We start from the raw sequence: 24,378 nt of genomic DNA, 5'->3' as shown, positions 1-24,378 counted from the left end.
TCTATTTCCCGACAGCCCCCTATCTTGTTGCTTACCATAAAGGGCATTGGAAAACAATGGGAAATACTTATAAAAAAATGCTCCGCTTTGCCGGGGACAACTCTATCACCCTCGGAAAATATTTCTATGAAGACTATGTATTTGACAGCCTTACTTTTCAAAAAGAGGAAGATTATATTACCCGTCTTACCTGCCAAATTCTTTAATGGAACTGGCTTTTATACAGTTTTGCATAAAAACCATTTTGTTCCAATAACTCTTCGTGTTTTCCCTGCTCAATAATATTTCCGTCTTTCATTACTAAAATACAGTCTGCCTCCTGTATGGTTGACAGTCTGTGTGCCACAATAAAACTTGTCCTTCCTTTCATCATCTGTTGGAAAGCGTTTTGTACTTTCACTTCCGTTCTTGTATCTATAGATGAAGTTGCTTCATCCAAAATAAGCATGGACGGAAGTTGAAGCATAACCCTCGCAATACAAATCAGCTGTTTCTGCCCTTGGGAAAGGTTTCCCCCCTCCTCCGCAATAACTGTATCATAGCCATTTTCCATACGCTGTATAAAGCCATGAGCGAATGCTCTTTTCGCCGCCTGCTCAATCTCTTCCCTTGTCGCATCCGGCTTTCCATATGCAATATTTTCTGCAATACTACATGATTTCAACCATGTTTCCTGCAAAACCATTCCATAATTTGCACGAAGACTATCCTTTGTTATATCCTGCACGTTCCTGCCACTGACAATCATTTGTCCTCTATCTATATCATAAAAACGCATGAGAAGATTAATCAATGTTGTTTTCCCGCATCCTGTAGGTCCTACAATGGCAATCTTCTGCCCTGCCCGTACATTTAGATTTAAGTTTTTTAACAACTCTTTTTCCGGCTCATACGAAAAGAAAACGTCTTTTAACTCCACATTTCCGTATGCCTTTCCCAACACTTCCTTTCCTTTCGCATCTTCCTTTTCTTCCTGCTCTTCCATAAAATCAAACACGCGTCTTGCGCACGCCAATGCATTTTGCAGTTCTGTAACAACACCGGAAATCTCATTAAACGGTTTTGTATATTGATTTGCGTAACTTAAGAAACTGGATAGTTGACCAACACTAATTCTTCCATGAATGGCAAAAATCGCACCTGTAATTCCTACCCCCGCATAGACAAGTCCATTAATAAAACGTGTTGTAGGGTTCGTTATAGAGGAAAAGAAGATTGCCTTCACACTACAATCTTTCAATTCTTCATTGACCTTTTGAAAACGTTTCATTGCTCTATCCTGATAACCGAACGCCTGAACCGTCTTTTGATTGCCTACGATTTCATCTGTGAGAGATGTCATCTCTGCTCTTACCTCTGACTGTTTCTTAAACATCATATATGTTTTCTTCGCTACAAAACCTGCCACGAAGAAAGAAAGCGGTGTAATCAGAATAACTATCAGTGAAATCTGAAAATGGATAGATACCATGAAAATAAGTGTTCCAACAATGGTAACAATTCCGGTAAACAATTGAGAAAATCCCATTAATAACCCGTCCGAAAATTGCTCCACATCTGTAATAACCCTGCTCATCAGTTCACCATACTGATGAGCATCAATATATTTTAACGGTAATTTTTGTAAATGGGCAAAGGCATCCGTCCGCACATCATTCACTACACGATAAGTTATTCTGTTATTACATAAATTCATCAGCCATTGCGTGAGGCTTGTTATAGCAGTTACTCCCGCCAATTTTATTAAAATATCCTTTATTCCGTGAAAATCCACTTTCCCTTTTTCCAAAATCAAATCAACACCCTGCCCAATAAGAATAGGTGCATAAAGTGTACAGATAACCGTCGCCACCGCAAATCCCAAAGATAAAATCAAAATCGGCAAATACGGTTTTAGTAAACGAATTACTTTCCTAATCGTATCATATTGTTTACGCATGACGAGCCACCTCCTCTTTAGAAAGTTGTGAAGAACAGATTTCTTTGTACACTTCACAGGTTTTCAACAATTCCTCGTGTGTTCCGTTTCCCACAAGTTTTCCTTTATCCAAGACAAAAATTTTATCAGCCCTCATCATAGACATAACTCTTTGTGAAACAATACAAACTGTCATAGAATCTGTATGATTCGCTATTGCTTTTCTCAATTTTGCATCTGTTGCAAAGTCAAGCGCTGATGTACTGTCATCTAAAATCAATATTTCCGGTTTTCTAACTAAAGCCCTTGCAATTGTCAAACGCTGCTTCTGACCTCCGGATAAATTTTTTCCGCCTTCCTGAATAATCGTATCTAACTCTTTTTCCTTTTCTTTTACTACATTATCTGCCTGTGCTATACGAAGCGCTTCCCAAATCTCCTCATCGGAAGCATTTTCATTTCCTAATAGCATATTATCACGGATTGTCCCATGAAATAAAACCGCCTTCTGTGGCACAATACCGAACTTTTCACGCAGCGTTTTCAAATCATATTCTTTTACATTTTTTCCGTCTATTTTCACACTTCCTGCAGTCACATCATAAAATCGTGGAAGAAGATTAATAAGGGTCGTTTTTCCTGAACCTGTTCCTCCAATAATACCAATTGTGTCACCCTTTTTTACGGCGAGAGTAATATCCGTTAAAACTTCTTCTTTATCACCATGATACATCATGCTTACCTTATTGAGTTCAATTTGTTTCTCACTATTTCCTCCCTCTTCCTCAAATCCATTTTCAATAGAAGATTTCAAAGCAAAAACCTCATTAATGCGCTCCGCAGATGCCAATGCCTTTGTAAAAGTAATGATTAAATTTGCCAAAGCAACAAGAGCAAGCAAAATCTGTGACATATAGTTTACAAGAGCCACTATTTCCCCCTGCGAAAGATTTCCATAATAAACTTCCTTTCCTCCAAACCATACAATTAAAATAGTCGCTCCGTTTACAATCAAATAAGTTACCGGATTTAGAAGTGCAGATATTTTCCCTACGAAAGTCTGCATATTCATCAGATTTTTTGTTTGCTGACAAAACTCTTCTTTTTCTCTTTCCTGCGTACGAAATGCCCTGACAACACGAACACCTGAAAGATTTTCCCTTGTCATTAACATAATTTTTTCCAGTCTTTTCTGTACTTTTCTATATAAAGGAATTGTCCATATCATAATCCCATAAATAACTATGGATAAAATCGGTACTGCCACAACAAAAATCAATGCCAGTTTTACACTAATGGTAAATGCCATTGCCATCGCACCAACTACGATAAACGGAGAGCGTAAAAACAATCGTAATACAAGATTAACTCCCGATTGTACCTGATTAATATCGCTTGTTATTCTTGTCACAAGCGTTGCGTTACCTGCCATATCCAATTCCCGATAGGAGAGTGTTCCTATATGTTTGAAAAACTCTTCCCTCAGTTCTGTTCCAAAGCCAACTGCCGCTTTTGCAGCAAAATACTGTGCGGTCAGGGAACATACAAGTCCAAGTACACCGAAGGCGACTAAAATTGCTCCCATTTTCCACACAAATGTCATATTTTGATTTTTTATCCCCACATCAATCATTCTTGCCATGATAATTGGAACAGTCAATTCAAAACACGCCTCAAGTAATTTAAACAAAGGACCTATAATACTCTCTTTTTTGTAATGCTTTAAATATTTTAATAACTTTCTCATTTCTTCCCCTTCTTCTATTTCTTCTGACTTACTATTTTATCACGAACATTTTTCCTCTTCAACTTGTCATTTTTCCTGAAATTGTCTATACTGGCAACAGACATATATATAAGGAGGATTCCCACTATGGACAAAATATTTACAACCGCTCCCGCAAATAACAACAGACTTCCAAAGGAAATGCAGGTATATGAACTATTAGAAAAACTACAAATTCCTTTTGAACGTATGGATCACGAAGTTGCAGATACAATGGAAGCCTGCCAAAAAATAGATGAAAAACTACAGGTAACCATGTGCAAAAATCTTTTTCTGTGCAATCGTCAGAAAACTAACTTTTTTCTCCTTCTGATGCCCGGAGATAAAAAATTTCTCACAAAGGATTTGTCAAAACAACTTGGTATTTCCCGTCTTTCCTTTGCCGAAGCGGAATTTATGGAGAAATTTCTCGATATTACTCCCGGTTCAGTCAGTGTGCTTGGCCTAATGAATGATTCACAAAAAGAAGTGACTTTACTTATCGATCAAGATTTGTTAAAAGATGAATATATCGGCTGTCATCCTTGTATAAATACTTCCAGCCTGAAAATTAAAACTTCTGATATTTTAGAAAAATTTCTTGTCTATACCGGACATACACCAACTTTAGTTACCCTATAATTTATATACACATTAAAATGAGGTGCCGCCATGCGACACCTCTATAAATATTCTCCTGCCCAGCGTCCGCCCGTTATTTCAACTGCCTTTCCCTGCGCTAAACTTTTCGGCACATCAATAATTCTCTGATTTGTACTTCCCCGATAGATAATGTTTAAACTTCTCTTGTCCTCTTCGTATCTTCCGTCAATCAACACATCTATCTTCCGCAAAAGTCCTTTCTGTTCTTCCGTGCCATTTAACAATTCCTCAAATGTATATCCGGAATAGCTTGCCACTTCATATCCCTTATTTTTCAATAATCCCGCCAAAACACCAAAACCTTCAGCCTGTGCAAACGGTTCTCCACCGGAAAAAGTCACTCCTTTTGCCAACGGATTTGTCTGTATCATCTGCACAATATCCTTCTCATCTACAAGATTTCCACCTGCATCGTTCCATGTTTCCGGATTTTGACAACCATGACAGTGATGCGGACAGCCCTGCCCAAATATTGTTATCCTTATTCCCGGTCCGTCCACAATACTATCATTTACAATTCCTGCAAGTCTAAGCATCTGTTCTTCCAAGTCCGTGTTTTACACGGTCCTTCTCCTCCGCTTTTTTTGCATCATTCCATTTATCCATTGTTCCTACCAAATATCCGGTAATTCTTCTGATACGTTCAAATCCAACATCCTGTCCTAATCTGTTTCTCTGTTCCATATCCTCTTCCTCCTTTATTCACAACCATAAAACTGTGGCATATTCGGATATAATTTACGAAGTTCCTCTAGTTTTTCCTCACTAATCGGTTCTCCCTCTCGCCTTCCACACCGCGGACAAACATCATCAATCACTCCCACATATCCACAGGCTGGGTCACGGTCTACCGGATGGTTCACACTTCCATAACCTATTCCGGCATCATGCATACAACGGATAACACTTTCAAACGCCTCTACATTTTTTGCCGTATCCCCATCCAATTCAACATAACTGATATGCCCCGCATTTGTCAGTGCGTGATATGGCGCTTCCTTATAAATTTTATCATAAGCTGAAATATCATACCAAACAGGAATATGAAAACTGTTCGTATAATATTCCCTGTCCGTTACATTTTTGATAGTGCCGTAACGTTTCTTATCCATTTTTACAAATCTTCCTGAAAGTCCCTCCGCCGGAGTTGCCAATAAGGTATAGTTCAAGTTACGTCTTTCCGATTCTCTGTCCGTAAATTCTCTCATATGACCGATAATTTCAAGCCCCTTCTTCTGCATCTCTTCACTCTCTCCGTGATGATGCCCGTAAAGTGCCGTTAATGTTTCTGCCAACCCAATAAATCCGATGGACAATGTTCCATGCTTCAATACTTCACGCACTTCATCATTTGGACCTAATTTGTCTGAATCAAGCCATACCCCCTGTCCCATAAGGAATGGATAATTATAAACGTGTTTCTTGGCCTGAATTTCAAATCGATCATACAGTTGCTGTGCAACCAATTCCATCATTTTATCCAGTTTCTCATAGAAAACTTTCTCATCATGATTACTCTCAATAGCAATTCTCGGAAGATTAATGGATGTAAATGAAAGATTTCCTCTGGAGTAAGAGATTTCTTTATCTTTATGGCAATAATTTCCGATTACGCGAGTTCGACATCCCATTGTTGCCACTTCCGTTTCAGGATGCCCCTCCTTATAATACTGTAAATTAAACGGAGAATCCAAAAAAACATAGTTTGGAAAAAGTCTTTTCGCACTGACTTTACAACTTAACCGAAACAAATCGTAATTCGGGTCACCTTCATTATAGTTTACTCCCTCTTTTACTTTAAAAATATGTATCGGGAAAATACAGGTTTCTCCATTACCAAGTCCTGCATCTGTTGCCAAAAGAACGTTACGAATAACCATACGTCCCTCCGGAGAAGTATCCGTTCCGTAATTAATGGAAGAAAATGGAGTCTGTGCACCCGCACGACTGTGCATTGTATTTAAGTTATGAACAAAACCTTCCATAGCCTGATATGTTTCGTTTTCCGTCTGTCTGACTGCCCTTCTTCTCGTTGTCGCTACAACCTGTTTCGCTCTATGCGTATCCAGTCCACATCTTCCGATAAGTTCCTCTGCAATAAATGAGTCAAACGCTTCCTCATCTTTCTCCAAACACGGTCTGTGTCCAAACTCTTCTGTAGCCTGCTGCAAAATCTCTCTTACTACTTCTGACTCATTATCCGATTCAAGCGCATCTTCCAACGCCTCCGTCAGCCTTACCGTATATAACTTCACAAATGTTTTTGCGACGCCTTCCGCTAATCCATAATCAAAGTTTGGAATACTCTGTCCTCCATGCTGATCATTCTGATTTGACTGAATGGCAATTGCCGCCAATGCCGCATAACTCTGAATACTCTGTGGTTCACGGATCACACCATGTCCTGTTGAAAATCCACCTTTAAACAGACGTATAATATCAATCTGCGTGCAGGTCGTCGTCAGAGAATAGAAGTCAAAATCATGGATATGTATATCCCCATTCAAATATGCTTTCGCCTGCTCTTCCGTCAGCAAATAAGCAGCATTATAACTTTTTGCTCCTGCTGCCCCTATTTGCAGCATACTTCCCATAGATGTATTCCCGTCAATATTCGCATTATCTCTTTTCATATCACTTAAACGAGCGTCCACATTTGTGATTTCATCAATCGTCTTCATCAGACTTGTATTTGCCTCACGGATATTGGTTCTCTTTGCTCGATATAAAATAAATTTTTTCGCAGATCGCTCAAACCCGTTTTTCATCAGTTCTCTCTCCACGGCATCCTGTACCTGCTCAATCTGAGGAGGCATATCTTCCGGAAGTTTTTCTAATTCCATATGTACATCATTCGCAACCCGTGCAGCATCTGTGGCATCGCCTTCCCCTGCTGCCTCCATCGCCTTCAAAACGGCTGATGCTATTTTACTTTCATCGTACAGAACAATTCTTCCGTCCCGCTTTTTAATACTTCTTACCATGATGTTCATCATTTCCTTTCAACTGCTTCTTTTCTGTTTATCATGAAACAACTGCTTTTTATTATAACACATTCAGCGGGGGAAGACTATGGAAATTCAAATAGCCGTAAAATATAATAATATACCATGCATTGCAAGACGAATTAATTTTTCAAAAAAGCGGTAAACTATCCCGCACACATAACGCCCCATAGCCCACCTGTTTATTCGGATACTCTATAAAAACAGGCAGAGGTCTTGCCCCACGCTGTAAATACGCTTTCACCTTCTCCCCATACAAATACAAGTCATTTCCCCTCACAATTCCCCACTCCATCAACAGCGCCGCCGCTCCCGCCACAAAAGGAGTTGCAAAAGAAGTTCCACTTACTGCTTCATAAGTTCCTTCTCTTGTCGGAGCAACAACCCGAACTCCCGGAGCAACTAAGTCCGGTTTTCCCTCCCCCCCTCTTCCCGAAAAATCGGCATAGGTAAACGTCAACGCATCGTACGCCCCAACTGATATAACTCTGTCCGCCGTTGATGGAACAGTTAATGTTCTTTGCTCTGACGGGTATAAAAAAGCAGTTCCTTTATTTAATACATTTTCACTCGGAAGCCACATTTCAAATTCTCCCGTAACGATTTTCCGTGGTGTTAAAACAATTTCCCATATCCCCGCCGTAATATAAGTATCTCTCGGCAAAAAGTCAATATATATTTCCTGTTTTATACTATACGGACTTGGCTCACCATAATAGACAAGTAATTCCGTTTCTCCTATCGTCAATCTCTGCGAACCTAAAATTTCCCGAAAAGGTCCTATTTTTACACCTGATGGGGAAACCAGAGAAATTTCCATAACGTCCGAATATTGTTTCCATAACTGTAAATTTACAGTCTGTTCCATCTCCTGTATCGCCAGTTGCACAACCGTATCTATGTCTTGCTGTACCTGTCCCGATGTATGTCCCGCACTCGCTCCCTCATTTCCACTTCCTATACAGATAACACTCTTCCAATAATTTGAAATATCAGCAATAAATCTTTCCAAAAGACTTGTTCCGTCATGTGTTCATTATAACTAGGGGAAAGTTACTGTAAAAAAATTTGCAGTCTTTACACTGCCTGTTTTTCTACAGGATAAGGCGACTGATACTTAAATACAATATCAATGCTCTTATCTCCATTCACAACAATTTTTTCAATCAATTCTGTCACAATTTCTCTTGTCACTTCGGATAATGTTCCATACTTGATAAATTTCTCTATCCAGTTTTCATAAGATTCTTCTGCCTCTCCAAAGCTGTCTTTCTCTTGTTCTGCCAACTGAATCTTCGCCCTGATCTCTTTATCCTGCTTTTCATATTCTGCCTTATAGGAGAGATATTCTTCTTTATCCAGAACACCATCTACATAATTTTCGTAAGTTTTCTTTTTATAGTTCTGGACAGCCGCAAGTTCTTTTTGTAACCGTTCAATCTGTTGGTCTGCTTCTGCACATCGTCTCTGCACCTCCTTCTTCCTATCTGCTACTTTTAATATTTCATCCTTATCACTTTCTTTCAATGCCAGTTCCGCTTGTCTTTGGATTTCATTTTTTACAATAGAATCCAATACTTCTTTTTTAATGAAATGAGAATAACAAACTGTGTTTCCTTTTTTGTGATAGGTACCGCACTCATAACCATCCCGACAAGTAACCCTCTGGAAATTATATCCGCAATCTCCACAAACAATAATTCCTGCATATGGATTTACCTTTCTCACTTCGCTATTAAAGCCCGGTGTCCGTGTTCTTTTCTTCATAAGTTCCTGTACCTGCTCAAAAGTATCTTTGCTGATAATTGCTTCGTGCATTCCTTCCACAATATACTGCTGTTCCTCTGGAATATAATGATATTTTTCTACTTTGTAGGAAACCTTTTCAGATTTATGCTGCACCATAGCTCCTGTATAAACCCTGTTTCGCAAAATCACATTGATTGTAGGATATGCCCATCCCTTTGCACCAGCTTTTTCTAATGCATTGGCATATTTCAATCCCTGCACCTTTCTCTTATACTCTGACGGTGTCAGAATTCCTTCCTGATTCAGCTTCCTTGCAATACTATCTCTGGAATACCCCTCCAGACTCATATAAAAGATTCTCCGTACCACTTTGGCTGCTTCTTCATCTATAAGAAAATGATGCTTATCTGCCGGATCTTTTACATATCCATATGGGGCAAACCCAGACATAAACTGTCCCCGTTTCTTCTGGGCGGTCAATGCACCTCTGATTTTCTTGGATATATCACGACTATACATATCATTAAACAACGTCTTAAACTGTGCCAGTTCTTCATTGCTGTGATAAACCGAATCCACACCATCTAAAATTGCAATGTAACGTACGCCTAAAGAAGGAAAAACACGTTCTATATAATTACTGGTTTCAATATGTTCACGTCCAAGCCGGGAAATATCTTTCGTAATAACTCCCTTGATTTTTCCTTTGTAAATATCCTCCATCATCCGCTGAAATTCCGGTCTATTTGCAAAATAAAGCCCAGAATAACCATCATCAATATAAATATCTGCGATTTCCAGATCATCTGATTTACTCACATACTCCCGAATCAGTTTCATCTGATTTTCAATACTCTCACTGACTTTATTCTCTCCATCATCCTTCGACAGACGACAATATACACCCATCTGATACATCATATCACCCTATCTTTCTCAAGTATTCTATCTGCTGAATTTTCCATTGAAGCAAACTTAAAATATATATCCAGTTTCTGATCGGGATAAACATAAATTTTATCAATCAACTCTACAAGCACTTCTCTAGTAAGCTGCTTTACCGTTATTTTCCTGCGATTAAAATGCCCTAACCACATCTTTGTCTCATTTACAGCTGATTGTTGACTTTGCGCCTCATGGTTTAGTTTGTATAATTCTTTTTGATATTTCTGATTCTCTGTTTCATACATCTGTTTTAATTCCAGATATTCATCTTTGGAAAGCACTTCATCCATAAACTGCTCATATGCTCGTTTTCTATATTCCAGATTCCTTTCTATTTTTGCCTGCAATTTTACAATTTTACCATCCAGTTCCGGCTGTTTCTGTCTGATCTGAGTTTCCAGATTCTTCATATCCATCTTCATCTGTTTCAATTGCTGGTTGATTGCAAATACAACCAGTTCATCCAGCTTTTCAAATGTAATATGATTCAGCTCACAGTAATTCTGCCCCTGCTTCTGGTGAAAACCACACATATATCCGTCATAGTCTTTATGAGATGCCAGATAACGTTTTCGCATGGCTGTTTTACATTTCCCACAAAAGAGCAGTCCCACATATTTATGTGGTTCATTGTTTTTATCAAAATAGGAAACTCTACGCCCCTTTCTTATTTGCTGAACCTTATCAAACTCTTCTTTAGAAATGATTGCCTCATGTGCATCCGGCACCAGCTCCATTTCTTCCAGGGGAATTGCCTTTTTGTATTTCAGCTTATAAGACGGTCTTTCATGTTTCCGAATCACAACCGCCCCAGTATAGACCGGATTCTTTAAAATTCCACTTACAGTAGACGATGTCCACAGACCTTTTCCCGAATCCCATACATAATTGGTTTTTAAAACTTCCTTTTTATATTTTGCGGGACAAGGGATTTCATCTTCATTCAAAGTCCTGCAAATAACCGTACAGCCAAATCCATTTTGATACATTCTGTAAATTCTTCGAACAACCTCGGCTGCATAAGGATCAACTTCCAGATAATTATGAATTGTTTTACTTTTCACATATCCAAAGGGGGGCTGTTTCGGAGTATATTCGCCCATACTTCTTTTGGTCTGAATCGTTGTCTTAATCTTTCTGGATGTATCTCTCAAATACATATCATTCAGCAAAGTTTTTATTTCTAACATTTCATCATAAGTTCCAATAACAGAATCATAATTGTCCAGAATTGAAACAACCCGAATCTGTTTCTCCAGGAAATATTTGCCCAGATAATAGTTAGTATCAATATGTTCTCTTCCAAGTCGTGATACATCCTTAAAAATCACCATATTGATAACACCAAGCTCAATATCTGCCAGCATCCTCCGAAATTCAGCTCTTTCAAAATTACTTCCGGAAGCCCCGTCGTCTACATAAACTTTTTTCTCTGCAATATCCTTCTTCTCTGCAATATAATCTCTTGCCATCTGAATCTGAGAGTGAATACTATTGCTGTATTCACCCTCTTTGTTTTGCTCTTCAATGGAAATTCGGCAATAAATTCCTGCCTGATACATTTTATCCCTCTTTTCATTGGTCTTGTATGGTCATTGTCTTTAATTGTCTTTATCTTACAACAAGAACTATAAAAAATCAACCTGCAATTTTTCGTTCCGTTAGATTCTGAATACACTGAGTCAATGTCTTTTCTCCATTAAAATGCACTCGAATCTGATATCCTGCATGTTCATAGCTTACATCCTCTTTCTGAATTTCTTTTTTTGTATCCAGAACTTCTGCAGAATCAAATAACGTATTCATGCTATATGCCTCCTTCAGCATACAGTTCTCTCTACATCCTATGCCGGCAGGATTGTACAAAAGTTCTGTATGAATTGAATTCGGCTTTCGAAAGCCTGATTACATTCTAAAATTATTCTGCACCAATCACATTGAATTGAAATTGACCGCAGATTGAGTTTTTAAGATTCATTTTCTTCCTATACAGTATCAATTCCTATTGTCCAGAACATTTGTTCGTGTTATAATAAAAAGACTTTAAGAATATAAAACACGAAAACCAAAGGAGGGATTTCTGTTGGAACGATGTGATTTTTCTTCTATTAGCACATGCCTAAAAAATCAAATCAGTGAAAGCAATCAGATGAACCAACCTGATTTTTTATACGAATTATTTGAAGATTTTATGAATGATCCGATAAATGAAGATTTTTCTATGGATAATGGTCTGATTTGCCGCTGGATAACCGGACAAGCAAAAATCAGTCCCAAAATAACCTCATATTATGCAAAACCCAGCAATCAGAAAAAACTGGCAACAACCATTCAGCGGAACTTACTTCCCTTAATGGCAGACTGCAACATGGTTATACAGGACATTTACACGTTATTCATACAGGACGATACTATTTCGGATACAAAAAAGCAGGAACTTGTATCTCTATATAAACCTTCTGATTCAAGGCTGTTGTTTTTAGCAAAAGTACTTTCTTTTGGTATGGAACGGCAATTTATTAAACGTGATACAAGAAATCAAAAACTGATTGCAGGAGGTGTTCTATCTCCGATTGTTCTGGATTACATTATGGACAGCGAAGTCCCGAAACCATGCCGTCATTTTCTAGGAAGAGAAGAAGAACTGGATGAACTCCATACTTTGTTTGAAGAGAACCGACATATATTTCTTTATGGAATTGCCGGAATTGGAAAAAGCGAGCTTGCTAAAGCCTATGCAAAGCAATACAGAAAACAGTACACCAATATTCTCTATATGGAATACACCGGTAATCTATATCAAGATATTGTAGACATGGATTTTATTGATGATCTACCAGAAATCAGTGAGCAGGAACGTTTTCAAAGACATAACCGTTTCTTACGCTCTTTGAAATCTGATACACTGCTGATCATAGACAATTTTAATGTCACATCCACACAGGACAGTTGCCTGTCAGTCGTATTAAAATACCGTTGTCGGGTTTTATTTACAACCAGAAGCCAACTGTCTGAATACTGTAGTTTTCAATTAAAAGAACTGAAAGATATACCCACTCTTTTTCAACTGACATCTGTATTTTATTCAGAAGCAGAGGAAAACCGGGTAATCGTAGAAAAAATCATAGAAACTGTACACTACCATACTTTTGCTGTCGAACTGGCAGCCAAACTTCTGGAAAATGGAATTTTAACTCCAGAGCAATTATTGATAAAACTTCAAGAGGAAAAGGCTTCTCTTCATAATGAAGATAAGATTAAAGTAATGAAAGATGGTCAGAGCAAAAAAGCCACCTATTACAACCATATCCATACCCTGTTTTCGTTATACTCCTTATCACGGAAACAACAGGATATTATGTGCAATATGTGTTTTATGCCTTCATCTGGTATTTCTGCCCGTATATTTTCCAAATGGCTGGAGCTGCCTACTTTAAATGACGTGAATGATCTGATTGAGACAGGTTTTGTACAGTCAAGTCTCCGGCATACTATTTCTCTGCATCCAATGATTCAGGAAATCGCTTTTTCTGAAACCAGCCCTTCCGTTACAAACTGTCACACCTTATTGAGTTCTCTTCAAAAAATATGTTTGATGCACGGTGTTGAGATCAGTTATTACAAAAAATTGTTTCAAACAATAGAAAACATCATGCAGCTAATTGAAAAAGATGATATTCTCCAATACCTGTTATTTTTAGAAAACGTCTTTCCGTATATGGAAAAATATCACTATCAAAAAGGCATGACAGAGATCATTCAAGAATTAAAGTTCCTTGTAAAAACAAATAATCACGGAACTGCTTCTGACCGGGCGCTATTACTGGATTATCAGGCAACTCTGGAAACCAAACCACAGAAAGCCATCCAGTTAGAAAAAGAAGCGCTTACTCAAATAAAAGAAACCTCAAAAGATAATGCCCACCTTGTTTCTAACCTTCATGCAAATCTGGGAGGACTTTATCGGATGCAAGGTCAAATAGAACTGGCAAGAGAACACATGGAAACGGGCATCTCACTATTAGAACAATATGGACTTCTTTATACTAATGACAGCATTCCTCAGATTAGCAATTACGCTGCCTTATTAACAGAAATGCAGGAACCAGAACGTGCCATGTCCTCTCTCCAGAAACTTGCACGGATTATCAAAGAATACAATTCAGACCACTGTCTGGATTATGCTCAGGTACAGGAATCCCTGGGAAATATATGCCTGATCACAGCAAATACCTCACAGGCAAAAATACATTTTAAAAAAGCCTTGAAAATTTATGCGGAAATCTGGGCAGACGAACCGGAATTGATTGAAGAAAAATATCGAGAAATTCACGAACTGTATCCGCAGGTCGGGATTGCTCTGGCAAGAAGCCTCTTACACACAAATAATAAACAAGTATAATTTAAACACATCTTTCCCAAAAGAGTGAAGCTCATTTTACATAAATGTCTTCACTCTTATTTTTATCCTCTCTTTTCTTCAATTTCAACTCAATTTCAACTCAATGCCTTTTCTCTTCATTTTTCGTATGCTTATATCACAGCAAGCAGTACCACACTGGTACAGCCTACTGAAAAAATCAATACGAAAATGGAGGTATTTTTTATGAGAGAAATCAAAAACACCAAAATCATTGCTGTAGATCATGGATACGGCAATATCAAGACTGCCAACACAGTCACACCAACAGGTATCAAAGCCTATGAAACAGAACCTATCTTCACCGGAAACATTTTAGAATATAACGATATATTCTACCGGATTGGAGAAGGTCACAAAGAATTTATCCCAGACAAAGCTATGGATGAAGAGTATTATCTCCTAACCCTCATGGCTGTTGCAAGAGAATTGAATATCTACTCCGTTCGTGAAGCAGATGTTCATCTGACGGCTGGACTTCCTCTGACATGGATACGGAATCAGCGTGAAAAATTCCGCTCCTACCTGCTTCAGAATCCCGAAGTTCACTATCGCTTCAACAATAAAGAGTATCACATTCACTTTGTTGGATGCAGTCTTTATCCACAGGGGTATCCGGCTATTATAAATCAACTGGGTAATTTCAAAGGGACAAATCTTCTTGCGGATATCGGTAATGGCACTATGAACATTCTGTATATCAACAATAAGAAAGCACAGGAAAACCGATGCTGGACAGAAAAACTCGGTGTAAACCAATGCATGATTGCTGCAAAAAATGCCATCTTGGATAAATTCGGAGTCAAAATCGAGGAAGCTACTGTAGAACAGATTCTTCGATTCGGTACAGCAGATATTGCAGCTCCATATCTGGATTGTATCACATCGGTAGCCAAGCAATATGTGGCAGATATATTCTCCACGCTTCGTAAATATGAATACAATCCCGATTTAATGCGTTTGTATGTAGTCGGCGGTGGGGGATGTCTCGTCCGTAACTTTGGAATCTATGATAATTCTCGTGTCACAATCCTTGATGATATCTGTGCCACAGCCAAAGGATATGAAAATCTGGCTTATATGAGCCTGAAAAGGGGGAAATAAGCCATGTCAAATCAAATCAGAAATACGAACCTACGCTTCAATCTGGAAAAAGACCTGCAACGCAAAGCATGGGAATATTTACAATCTATGAACCGGCAGGAATTCAAATCCTACAGTCATGTAATTTCCCTCGCTTTGGTGGATTACTTTGACCGATATTATCGTATCGCCGAAGACCCTTATTTGGAAACAAGGGAACGAGAAGAACGATTTATCAATCAAATTGTAGAGGGCGTTCAACAAAATCTGAAACAATCACTTCCACTTTTTCTCTCCGGTCTGACCGTAGGTATGGTACAAATTGGAACTCCAAAACAAGCTTCCTTGACAGATTCAAAAAACTGTAATTCCGATACAGAAGATGTGGACTGGGATTTTCTCGGTGAATAACCGAATTTAGGAGGTGGACACATGACAGAATTTCTGACAGCCGATACAAGCCTGCCGCCCTATATGGTATTTCCCCGTTTTCTTCTGGATACGGAGCTAAATGAAACAACTAAGCTACTTTATGTAATTCTTTTGGATCGTGCAAGGCTCTCTCTTAAAAATGAAGGTTGGACAGACACATCCGGTCATGTGTTCATCTATTTTACCATTGAAGCAATGGCAAAAGTTATGCACAAGAGTCAGATGACCATCAAAACATCTTTAACATCATTGGAGAAAAGTGAGTTGATTCTACGGAAACGGCAGGGTGTTGGACAGCCTAATCGAATTTATGTGAAATTTCCGTTAGGAACTTTCCACCATACAGACAAAATACTTTCTTTGACACAGACAGAAAACTGTCCTTCTAACAGACAGAATTCTATCACTGAGACAGACAAAAAACTGTCCACTAATAAAAAAGAAAGAGAAAAAAATAATTTATCGAAAAATGAGAGAGCAAAGAACCTCTCGCCATATGGAAAATTTCAAAATGTATTTCTTTCCGATCAGGAGCTGGAAGAAATCAAACATTCCGTTAGTGACTGGAAGGAATATATTGAACGTTTATCCGGCTACATGGCTTCCACCGGAAAACAATACCGGAATCATGCAGCTACTATCATCAACTGGGCAAGGCAGGACAATCCCCTTTCCCAACAAAGAATTTATGAAAGCGAGGAATATGAAACATTATGACAAAATTTATAGAAGAACCAAACATCTTGAAACCAAACAGACAACTTCAATCTGATGAATATTTTAATGAAAAAGATCAGCTGATTTACTGTTCCAAATGCCATACTCCCAGACAGAGCAGGCACATGTTACAAGGTAAAATCTTCCTTCCCTCTATTCTTTGTAAATGCCAAAGAGAAATTTATGAGCAGGAAGAAGCGCAAAGAACACTCCGAGAAAAACAGTTTGAAATCGAACATCTGAAAGCCATCGGTCTACAGGATAAAGCATTATATGACTATACCTTTGATAAGGATAACGGAATGAACACAGAAATGAAACTGGCACACAATTATGTAGACAACTGGGAAAAAATGAAATCCAACTCCTCAGGTCTTCTTCTTTGGGGAGATGTTGGTACCGGAAAATCTTTCTTTGCCGGATGCATCGCCAATGCTCTTCTTGAAAAAGGAGTGCCAGTTCTTATGACGAATTTTTCCCGGATTCTGAACACACTTACCGGGATGCACTTTGAAGACAGAAATCAGTTCATTGACAGCTTAAATCGATATAGTCTGCTGATTATTGATGATCTTGGGATTGAACGTAATTCAGAATTTGCACTGGAACAGGTATTCAACGTAATCGACAGCCGTTATCGAAGTAAAAAACCACTCATTGTAACAACGAATCTTACCTTGCAAGAACTGAACACTCCTTCCGATTTACCACACAAAAGAATTTATGACCGTATTTTAGAAAGATGTGTTCCTGTTCGTATCAATAACCGTAACATTCGTCAGGAAAATGCTTCTGCAAATCTACAGGAAGCTAAAAAAATCCTGTTGTGATACCTGTTCGTGCCAAAAGCAGACAAAACACCGTTGCACAACTATCACAATCAACCGACAGTAGTGCTATTCTCTCGAACTATTTTTCAAGTGAAATGTACTACTGTCAATCCATCAAAACATTAGTACCAGATAGAAAAAAATCAAAACTAAAAACGCCCGGATACGGGCATAAAAGGAGGTGCCAGATATGGCAGATAACAAAACAATGACAACTGAAGAAAAAGCACTTTTACAGGCAAGACACCGTCAGGAAGAAGCCGAAGCAAGAAATCGAAAAAAAGAGCGTAATGCCAGAACACGCAGATTGATTCAAGAAGGAGCAATTCTGGAAAACGTTGCTCCCCATATCAAAGAAATGGATTTAGATACTCTAAAACAGGAACTGATAATCCGACTAAGAGGATTGTAAACCAAGAATTTATACTCCCGAAGGGCGCACTTACTCACCACCCGATAAATCGGGCGGTGGTATCCTTCCCGTTGGTCAGGCTCGTGCGCTCTGCCGAGGGCTATCCGCTGTTGCAAGCAACATCGAAAGGAGGTGCCAGATATGGCAATTTATCATATGCAAGCTAAAGTCGTCAGTCGTGGTTCCGGGCGGTCTGCTGTCGCAGCCTCTGCTTATATGAGCTGCAGTCGGATGTATAATGATTATGATGGCATCCAGCATGACTATACCCGAAAACATGGACTGATTTATCAGGAAGTAATGCTTCCACCGATGGCTCCGGCTGAATGGAAAGACCGAGAACAGCTTTGGAATGCTGTAGAAGCTGCTGAAAAAACAAAGGACAGCAGACTGGCAAGAGAATTTGTTGTAGCACTTCCTGTCGAATTAAACAAGGACAGTCATATTTCTCTTCTTCAGAACTTTATTCAAGAAAACTTTGTAGATATGGGCATGTGTGCCGATTTCGCCATTCATGATACCGACGGACACAATCCACACGCTCATATTCTACTTACTGTCCGTCCATTAAATGAAAACGGAACATGGCAATATAAAACTGAAAAAGAATATCTTTGTGTAAAAAACGGAGAAGAAAAAGGATTTACTGCTTCTGAATATAAAGAAGCACAGAAAGACGGATGGGAAAAGCAGTACCGCTATAAAGCAGGAAAGAAAAAAATCTATCTTACTCCATCCGCCGCTCAGGAGCAAGGCTATGAACGTATTGATAAACATCCAAAAAGTACCCGGTATGGCAGACAAAATCCCATTTCTGAACAATGGAATAGCGATGAACAACTCTGTGTCTGGAGAGCAAATTGGGCGGATTTTACAAACAAGATGCTTGCTCAAAATCAAATCAAAGCCTCTATTGATCACCGCAGCTTTTCCGCACAGGGAATCACAGAGCAGCCTACTATTCATGAAGATTATATTGCTCAGGATATGGAAAAGAAAGGCATGGTTGCAGAACGTTGCGAAATCAATCGTCAGATTCGTGCAGACAATAAATTACTCAGAGAATTAAAAGCCCAAGTTGCTAAACTGGCTCAAGCCATTGAAAAATCTATTCCTGCAATCGCCGAGACATTGGAAGCAATCCGAAACCATATGATTTTTACACAATATCATTTGCTTCATAATGAAATGCAAAAAGAGGTAATTCACGACTGGATGTACAATCTCAAACCGATTTTAAGCAAATACAACACCGTAAAGAAAAAACTGAAAGACAAAGCTGCTGAGAAAAAAACATTGAATTTACAGAAAGATAAAACCAGTTTCTTAAATCCAATCCAGCATATAAAATTAAATCAGCAGATTACAACTGTAACAGAAGAAATCGAGGAACTGAAATCCGCTAAAGAGCAACTATTATTTCAGGCAGAGTGTTCCACCGATAAAGATATGGTTAAACTCTCTGACAGATACAATCAGATGATGAAAAATCTGGAAACTCTGGATTCTCAGGATGCCACCCTCAAAGAACAGCTTGAAAAAGATGCCTCAGCTTTCCGAGAAGAACGATTTTGTCCTAAATCAGACCAATATACAGAATTACTGGATGCCAGGATCCAGATTCGACCTGATTTTCGGGATAAATTGATTAAACAACTCAAAGGTGCCTTTGGTAAATATTATGACTATCACCGCCGTGATTTTGCATCCAACAAAGTAGATTATCTGAACGCAGAAGACCCAAACCTCTTTTCCCGCCGCTCATGGGAACTTGAGTATCAGAAAAAGCAGGAAATGCGAAGAAAACAACCTGTTCGCTCCAAGAAAAAATCACGTGATATGGAATTGTAGTTATCTTTAAAAGGCGTATGGGAGCCAATCAAACCCATACGCCCTTTATATTTCCATTTTCAATTCTATAAACAACAATTTACTTAGTTCTCTATTAATGACTAAACTTTGATCAAAACACCATATTCATTAAGCATAATTGTAGATAATCTATTGTGGTTGTACTAAAATAATATTTTCTGCTTGTAAATCCTCTCGAACAAATAACTCAGGTGTTGTTTCTTCTGGAATTCCCTCCAGCATTAAAGCTGCCTTTGCTTGATTAAAAGCTGATTTCAAATTTTTCCCAAAACCTATTGAGGAATAAAACTGCGAAGCAAATACAAGTGCAGCTTCATCACCTATAGATGTGTTCATTCCAATTGCGGCATCAACATGTTCTACAATATGTTTTGCTTGAATTGCAGAGAAACACGCATTGAAGAAAATCAATCGCACCTTATCTGAAAGCGTCATGATTATCTGTGCCATTGCCTCTTTAGTAACTAATTTACTCTGTCCATTCACGTTTTCAAAAGCTAAATCCCCATTAGAAGCACCATGCCCACTAAAATGAATAATATCAGGGTTCACTTCGTTAATTGCCTGTAAAAGATCCGATGTTCGCACTGCCCATCTTGTTTCGAATCTGATAGTGTCTCTATAATCTGATTTTCTAATCATTTCTTGTATTGCCCGAGATTCCGCATCTAATCTTAATGATTGGGTATCTATAGGATTTGATGCCAAGAATAGGACAGTTATAATTTCTGGGATTTTTTGTAAATTCTCAATCTGGCTCTGCATTTCACTTTGTCTCTGCTCATGAACTTGAACCGTCCTATTTAATTCTGAAATCTGACGTTGAGTTTTTTTCTGCATTTCTGCTTCCTCTTTCATTCGTTGCTCATGCGCCTTCTCTTCTTCTCGTTCAACCTTCTTCTGTTCATCCGATAATTCTTTTTCCAATTTTGAACTCTTTTTTTCTATATATGCAATTTTCTTTTCTGCTGCTGTTATCTCTTTTTCTGCTCTGTTTATATCATTCATTTTTGACTTAATTGTAGTTACATTCTTCGTTCTTGTTATTGCAGCATTTGCATTATCAATCTTAATTCTTGCTTTTGCAATTTTATCCTTTTCCTTAGCTTTATCAGAAACTAACTTAACAATCTCTTCTCTCTTCCTTATGATATTTTTTCTATATGTATCTATAAGAGCCATATATACCTCCATATATTGAAGTCTCACCAACTCGTAAAACCTAATTTTTTCTCTCTAATGTAATTATACATCACTTTTCCACATAGTAAAGAAAAAGCAAGTCATTTTTCAGACTTGCTTTCCACTACGCTACATATTTCTATTCTTTCCGAATCCTTTCAACAACGCTTTCCCGACTCATCTTTTCAAACTGATATTTTGGTATCACATATGCAATCCCAACCAAAATCGGAATCATAAGAATACATGGCACGATTGTAAGGTGCATTCGGAAGAAAAATGCCGTACCGAGTGTATTTGCTAAAATCTTCTCTGCTCCAAACACAACTAATAATACTGCAATTACAAATGCGCCTCCTAAATATAAGAATCCCTCAGACACCAGCATTTTCGATACCTGTTTTTTCGTCATCCCAACAACTTCCAAAAGCGCCAGTTCCTTTTTTCTGCTGATTACAGAAGTTGCTGTTGTATTAAAGAAATTCATAATACCGATAAAAGCTAAAATAACGACAAGGAAACCACCGATCATATAATATTTGCTGACAAACCGCTGAAAGCTCGCTTCCATATCCAATACAGAAAACACATTGATCATATCATTTTCTTTCAAAATATTTTCATCAATATACGCTTTTACCTGCTTATCCGCTCCTTTCTTTGCATCAATAGCAGCATACATGGCCGATTCATTTCCTGTCTGGGTGATATACTCCTTTTCCGGAACTAATACCGTAATATAGATAAGATCTGCATACGGATAATCCAATGCATATGGCATCAGCGCTTCTCCCATGACTTCATATTCTTTCTGGTTTCCATTCTTATATTCCATCTGAAAAACATCCCCGGTCTGATAATAAGAAACCGGATGTTCTGCATATTTGTCACCATAATCTACAAGTACATAATCTCCGCTTTTAAAGGTATCCCAAGAACATTTTTCCCCTCTCCATTCTAACTTGTCAAACACCGACTCGCTGATTCCGAGAAAATGAACACTTACTGTATTGGAAGCCTTTGCCTCTTCCCAAACCTGTTCTTCATACTCGGTCCAGTTTTCTTCATATTTATCTGCGAATGTTTCCCATGTTTTCAGAAGTTCCGGTTCCATCCTATGTGTCTCTTCTGAATAATACACATATCCTGTTTGATCACTGTCAGGACATTCATTCAGAATCTCTTTGATTTCAGGTGTAATACCGTTAAAATTCGTATTTAACAAACTATTTGTCATCTGATCCAGTTGAAAATCGGATGCTAAAAATACTTTCCTGTAAGACTCAAAATCATATCCCTGCACCAGCATCACGATACAGTTGACCACTACCATAGAAAGAGCGATAGAAAGCATAACAATCAATCCCTTTTTCCAATTTCGGAACACGTTTTGAACTGCCATCCCCCACCAGGTTACAGAAGTATTCTTTTTTATTTTCCGTTGTGACTGTCCCCCTTCTGCCAAGCGCAGAGCTTCCACCGGAGATACCTTTTCCACCATTTTACAAGCCTGCAGACTGGAGAGATACACCGTCAAAAGTGTCAAAAGTGCTGCGACAAGAAAAATCAAAGGATTGGCTGACACCACTGTCTGGGCAGTCTTTCCTGCCTGTGCGCTGATTTCAGCATCTGCGGTCAGTGACGGAGCCATACAAAGTCCTGCAAGATAACCGCAAAGTAATCCAATTGGAATCCCCACTGCTGACAATCGCCATGCTTGCATACGCACAATTTTCTTCAACTGCTTTCCTGTTGTCCCCACATTCTTCAACAGTCCATAAGCCCGAATATCCGTTTTCACAGAAATGCTAAAAATATTATAGATAATCAGATATCCAGCCAGTATCACAAACAGGATCATTATGATAAGAGAAGTAAAGGAAAAAGAGTCTTCTTCCAACAGATTATATGCTGGATTGACTTCCATTCCTGTTCCAGCTTTCGTAAAGCCTGCTGCTTTAGATATATTTTCCGTTTTCTTTTCCAGATTCCAAAGGTTCTTGTACCAGACAGAATACTCTTTGCCTCCATTATAGATGCCATTTTCTAATTCTTCCTGTGTAACAGGATAACGATTCTCCTCTGCATAGGCTTCGGATACCCAGACCATCTGTCCTAAAACAGCTTTATCCCCTTGCCAAAAACCACATATCTGAAATGTATCAGTCTTATATTGTTTCAACATTGGATTTACTTCCCAGGTCAGCGTTACTTCTTCCCCTATCTTTGGTGTAACACCTAGCGTTTCCAATATCATGCTACTGAGTGCTACTTCATTTTCTTTTTCTGGCAGTCTTCCTGTGGTTGGCAGACAATTAAAACTTTCTGCCATATTTTCATCTGCATATCTGACCTCTACGGAAAATCCAAACCGCTCATCCATTCCGGCTCCCAAAAAAATACCGGAACCGTATCGTTCCACCTCTTCGCTCTGTTCGATTGTCTGTTGCAATCGCTCTGCATCTTCTTCTGACAGATTCTGTGCACTGGCATGGGCGGAATCCATAAATTGTTTGATTTCCGTTGCTCTTTTGGAAAGAATCATGGATACACTCCCCACAAAGAGACTTGTAAATAAAAGGGAAGTCAGCATGATGGCAATGACAGCAATCACATTTCTGGCACGATTCATTTTCATAAAACGCTTCGTCAATAATCGTAACGTCTCTTTATTCTCTACTTTTACCATATGACCGCCCCCTGCTATACCAATCCACTATCTGAAACAATTTTTCCGTCTTCAATCTGCAAAATCCGGTCTGCCATCTGGGCAATCTCCTCATTATGGGTAATCATTACAATGGTCTGATGAAAACGCTTACTGGTTACTTTTAGAAGTCCTAATACATCCTGGCTTGTTCTGGAGTCCAAATTTCCGGTCGGTTCATCTGCCAGCAAAATAGCAGGTTTTGCCGCTAAAGCCCTTGCAATTGCCACTCTCTGCTGCTGTCCCCCGGATAAAGCACTTGGCAGATTTTCCAATTTTGTCCGAATACCAAGTGTATCAATGATTTCATCTACATATTTCTTTTCAATCTTTTTGCCATCCAGTTTCACGGGAAGAATAATATTCTCCCATACATTCAGCATCGGAACTAAATTATACTGTTGAAATACAAAACCAATATTTCTGCGCCTGAAAATGGTAAGCTCTTCATCTGTCATATGGCTTAAGTCCTGTCCATCCACAATTACCTGCCCGGATGTTGGATTATCCAATCCACCAATGATATGGAGCATCGTAGACTTTCCACTCCCAGAAGTCCCAACAATCGCTACAAACTCCCCTTTTTCCACTTCCAAATTTACACCATCAAGGGCTCGAACTTCCGTTTCTCCCTGTCCATATATTTTTTGTAAATCTACTGCTTTTAATATATTCATG

The 24,378-nt window shown here is 38.6% G+C and carries 19 protein-coding genes and 2 pseudogenes; 9 read left to right on the top strand and 12 right to left on the bottom strand.

All coding sequences use genetic code 11. The features are described from left to right. Nucleotides 1–206, top strand: a pseudogene (locus ACYPXO_RS07675) (MerR family transcriptional regulator); the annotation flags it as partial. Here the strand turns inward: ACYPXO_RS07675 and ACYPXO_RS07670 are convergent. Together ACYPXO_RS07670 and ACYPXO_RS07665 are read right to left on the bottom strand one after the other, a co-directional pair. Next, on the bottom strand, nt 203–1,939 hold the full coding sequence (locus ACYPXO_RS07670; RefSeq protein WP_459640000.1) for an ABC transporter ATP-binding protein: 1,737 nt from the start codon (nt 1,937–1,939) through the stop codon (nt 203–205). The pseudogene ACYPXO_RS07675 and the gene ACYPXO_RS07670 sit on opposite strands and share 4 nt — an antisense overlap. Then, entirely contained in the window at nt 1,932–3,665 is a 1,734-nt protein-coding gene (locus ACYPXO_RS07665) for an ABC transporter ATP-binding protein (RefSeq protein WP_459639999.1), read from the bottom strand. The genes ACYPXO_RS07670 and ACYPXO_RS07665 overlap by 8 nt, the downstream gene beginning before the upstream one ends. A gap of 126 nt (nt 3,666–3,791) precedes the next feature. Here ACYPXO_RS07665 and ACYPXO_RS07660 point away from each other — a divergent pair, with 126 nt between their 5' ends. Beyond that, entirely contained in the window at nt 3,792–4,325 is a 534-nt protein-coding gene (locus ACYPXO_RS07660; RefSeq protein ID WP_459639998.1) for a prolyl-tRNA synthetase associated domain-containing protein, read from the top strand. Nucleotides 4,326–4,366: 41 nt separating this feature from the next. Here the strand turns inward: ACYPXO_RS07660 and nrdG are convergent, their stop codons facing one another. The 7 genes and pseudogenes from nrdG to ACYPXO_RS07625 all read right to left on the bottom strand — a co-directional run bounded on the left by nrdG (nt 4,367) and on the right by ACYPXO_RS07625 (nt 11,851). Further along, on the bottom strand, nt 4,367–4,882 hold the full coding sequence (gene nrdG, locus ACYPXO_RS07655; protein ID WP_459639997.1) for an anaerobic ribonucleoside-triphosphate reductase activating protein: 516 nt from the start codon (nt 4,880–4,882) through the stop codon (nt 4,367–4,369). Continuing rightward, nucleotides 4,875–5,030 (bottom strand): anaerobic ribonucleoside-triphosphate reductase, encoded by a 156-nt coding sequence (gene nrdD, locus ACYPXO_RS07650; protein ID WP_459639996.1) that lies wholly within the window; start codon nt 5,028–5,030, stop codon nt 4,875–4,877. Before nrdD ends, nrdG begins: the two co-directional genes overlap by 8 nt. A gap of 14 nt (nt 5,031–5,044) precedes the next feature. Continuing rightward, entirely contained in the window at nt 5,045–7,330 is a 2,286-nt protein-coding gene (locus ACYPXO_RS07645) for an anaerobic ribonucleoside triphosphate reductase (RefSeq protein WP_459640001.1), read from the bottom strand. A 151-nt stretch (nt 7,331–7,481) separates the two neighbouring features. Then, a pseudogene (locus ACYPXO_RS07640) lies at nt 7,482–8,384 on the bottom strand (S8 family peptidase); the annotation flags it as partial. Nucleotides 8,385–8,428: 44 nt separating this feature from the next. Beyond that, nucleotides 8,429–10,021 carry a recombinase family protein gene (locus ACYPXO_RS07635; protein WP_412361304.1) on the bottom strand — a complete coding sequence of 531 codons (1,593 nt, stop codon included), beginning with the start codon at nt 10,019–10,021 and terminating at the stop codon, nt 8,429–8,431. Next, nucleotides 10,018–11,607, bottom strand: a complete 1,590-nt coding sequence (locus ACYPXO_RS07630) for a recombinase family protein (protein ID WP_412361302.1) — start codon at nt 11,605–11,607, stop codon at nt 10,018–10,020. The genes ACYPXO_RS07635 and ACYPXO_RS07630 overlap by 4 nt, the downstream gene beginning before the upstream one ends. Nucleotides 11,608–11,683: 76 nt before the next feature. Next, nucleotides 11,684–11,851 (bottom strand): hypothetical protein, encoded by a 168-nt coding sequence (locus ACYPXO_RS07625; protein ID WP_257464053.1) that lies wholly within the window; start codon nt 11,849–11,851, stop codon nt 11,684–11,686. 343 nt (nt 11,852–12,194) lie between these two features. Between ACYPXO_RS07625 and ACYPXO_RS07620 the strand changes: the two genes are divergently transcribed. From ACYPXO_RS07620 to mobQ, 7 genes are all read left to right on the top strand, one after another. Further along, complete coding sequence (locus tag ACYPXO_RS07620; RefSeq protein ID WP_412361676.1) at nt 12,195–14,447, top strand: tetratricopeptide repeat protein; 2,253 nt, start codon at nt 12,195–12,197, stop codon at nt 14,445–14,447. Nucleotides 14,448–14,651: 204 nt separating this feature from the next. Next, nucleotides 14,652–15,569, top strand: coding sequence for a ParM/StbA family protein (locus tag ACYPXO_RS07615; RefSeq protein ID WP_257464054.1), 918 nt, complete (start codon nt 14,652–14,654; stop codon nt 15,567–15,569). Nucleotides 15,570–15,572: 3 nt separating this feature from the next. Beyond that, a complete protein-coding gene (locus ACYPXO_RS07610) occupies nt 15,573–15,959 on the top strand; it encodes an adenylate cyclase (protein ID WP_257464055.1) in 387 nt (128 codons plus the stop codon). Nucleotides 15,960–15,980: 21 nt separating this feature from the next. Continuing rightward, nucleotides 15,981–16,697: a replication initiator protein A gene (locus ACYPXO_RS07605; RefSeq protein WP_257464056.1), complete on the top strand. Its 717-nt coding sequence runs from the start codon at nt 15,981–15,983 to the stop codon at nt 16,695–16,697. Then, nucleotides 16,694–17,527 (top strand): ATP-binding protein, encoded by an 834-nt coding sequence (locus tag ACYPXO_RS07600; RefSeq protein WP_412361299.1) that lies wholly within the window; start codon nt 16,694–16,696, stop codon nt 17,525–17,527. Before ACYPXO_RS07605 ends, ACYPXO_RS07600 begins: the two co-directional genes overlap by 4 nt. A 190-nt stretch (nt 17,528–17,717) precedes the next feature. Further along, on the top strand, nt 17,718–17,939 hold the full coding sequence (locus tag ACYPXO_RS07595; RefSeq protein WP_257464058.1) for a DUF3847 domain-containing protein: 222 nt from the start codon (nt 17,718–17,720) through the stop codon (nt 17,937–17,939). Nucleotides 17,940–18,080: 141 nt separating this feature from the next. Then, nucleotides 18,081–19,790 (top strand): MobQ family relaxase, encoded by a 1,710-nt coding sequence (gene mobQ, locus ACYPXO_RS07590; protein ID WP_412361297.1) that lies wholly within the window; start codon nt 18,081–18,083, stop codon nt 19,788–19,790. 150 nt (nt 19,791–19,940) lie between these two features. Here mobQ and ACYPXO_RS07585 read toward each other — a convergent pair whose 3' ends face one another. The 3 genes from ACYPXO_RS07585 to ACYPXO_RS07575 form a co-directional block, all read right to left on the bottom strand. Further along, complete coding sequence (locus ACYPXO_RS07585; protein ID WP_412361296.1) at nt 19,941–20,993, bottom strand: CHAT domain-containing protein; 1,053 nt, start codon at nt 20,991–20,993, stop codon at nt 19,941–19,943. Nucleotides 20,994–21,132: 139 nt separating this feature from the next. Further along, entirely contained in the window at nt 21,133–23,682 is a 2,550-nt protein-coding gene (locus ACYPXO_RS07580) for an ABC transporter permease (RefSeq protein ID WP_459639995.1), read from the bottom strand. A 14-nt stretch (nt 23,683–23,696) separates the two neighbouring features. After that, nucleotides 23,697–24,377 (bottom strand): ABC transporter ATP-binding protein, encoded by a 681-nt coding sequence (locus ACYPXO_RS07575; RefSeq protein ID WP_257464062.1) that lies wholly within the window; start codon nt 24,375–24,377, stop codon nt 23,697–23,699. Between the last annotated feature and the right edge of the window lies 1 nt (nt 24,378).

It is taken from the genome of Faecalimonas canis (genome assembly GCF_054601575.1).
This window is presented reverse-complemented; position numbering and strand designations above follow the sequence as displayed.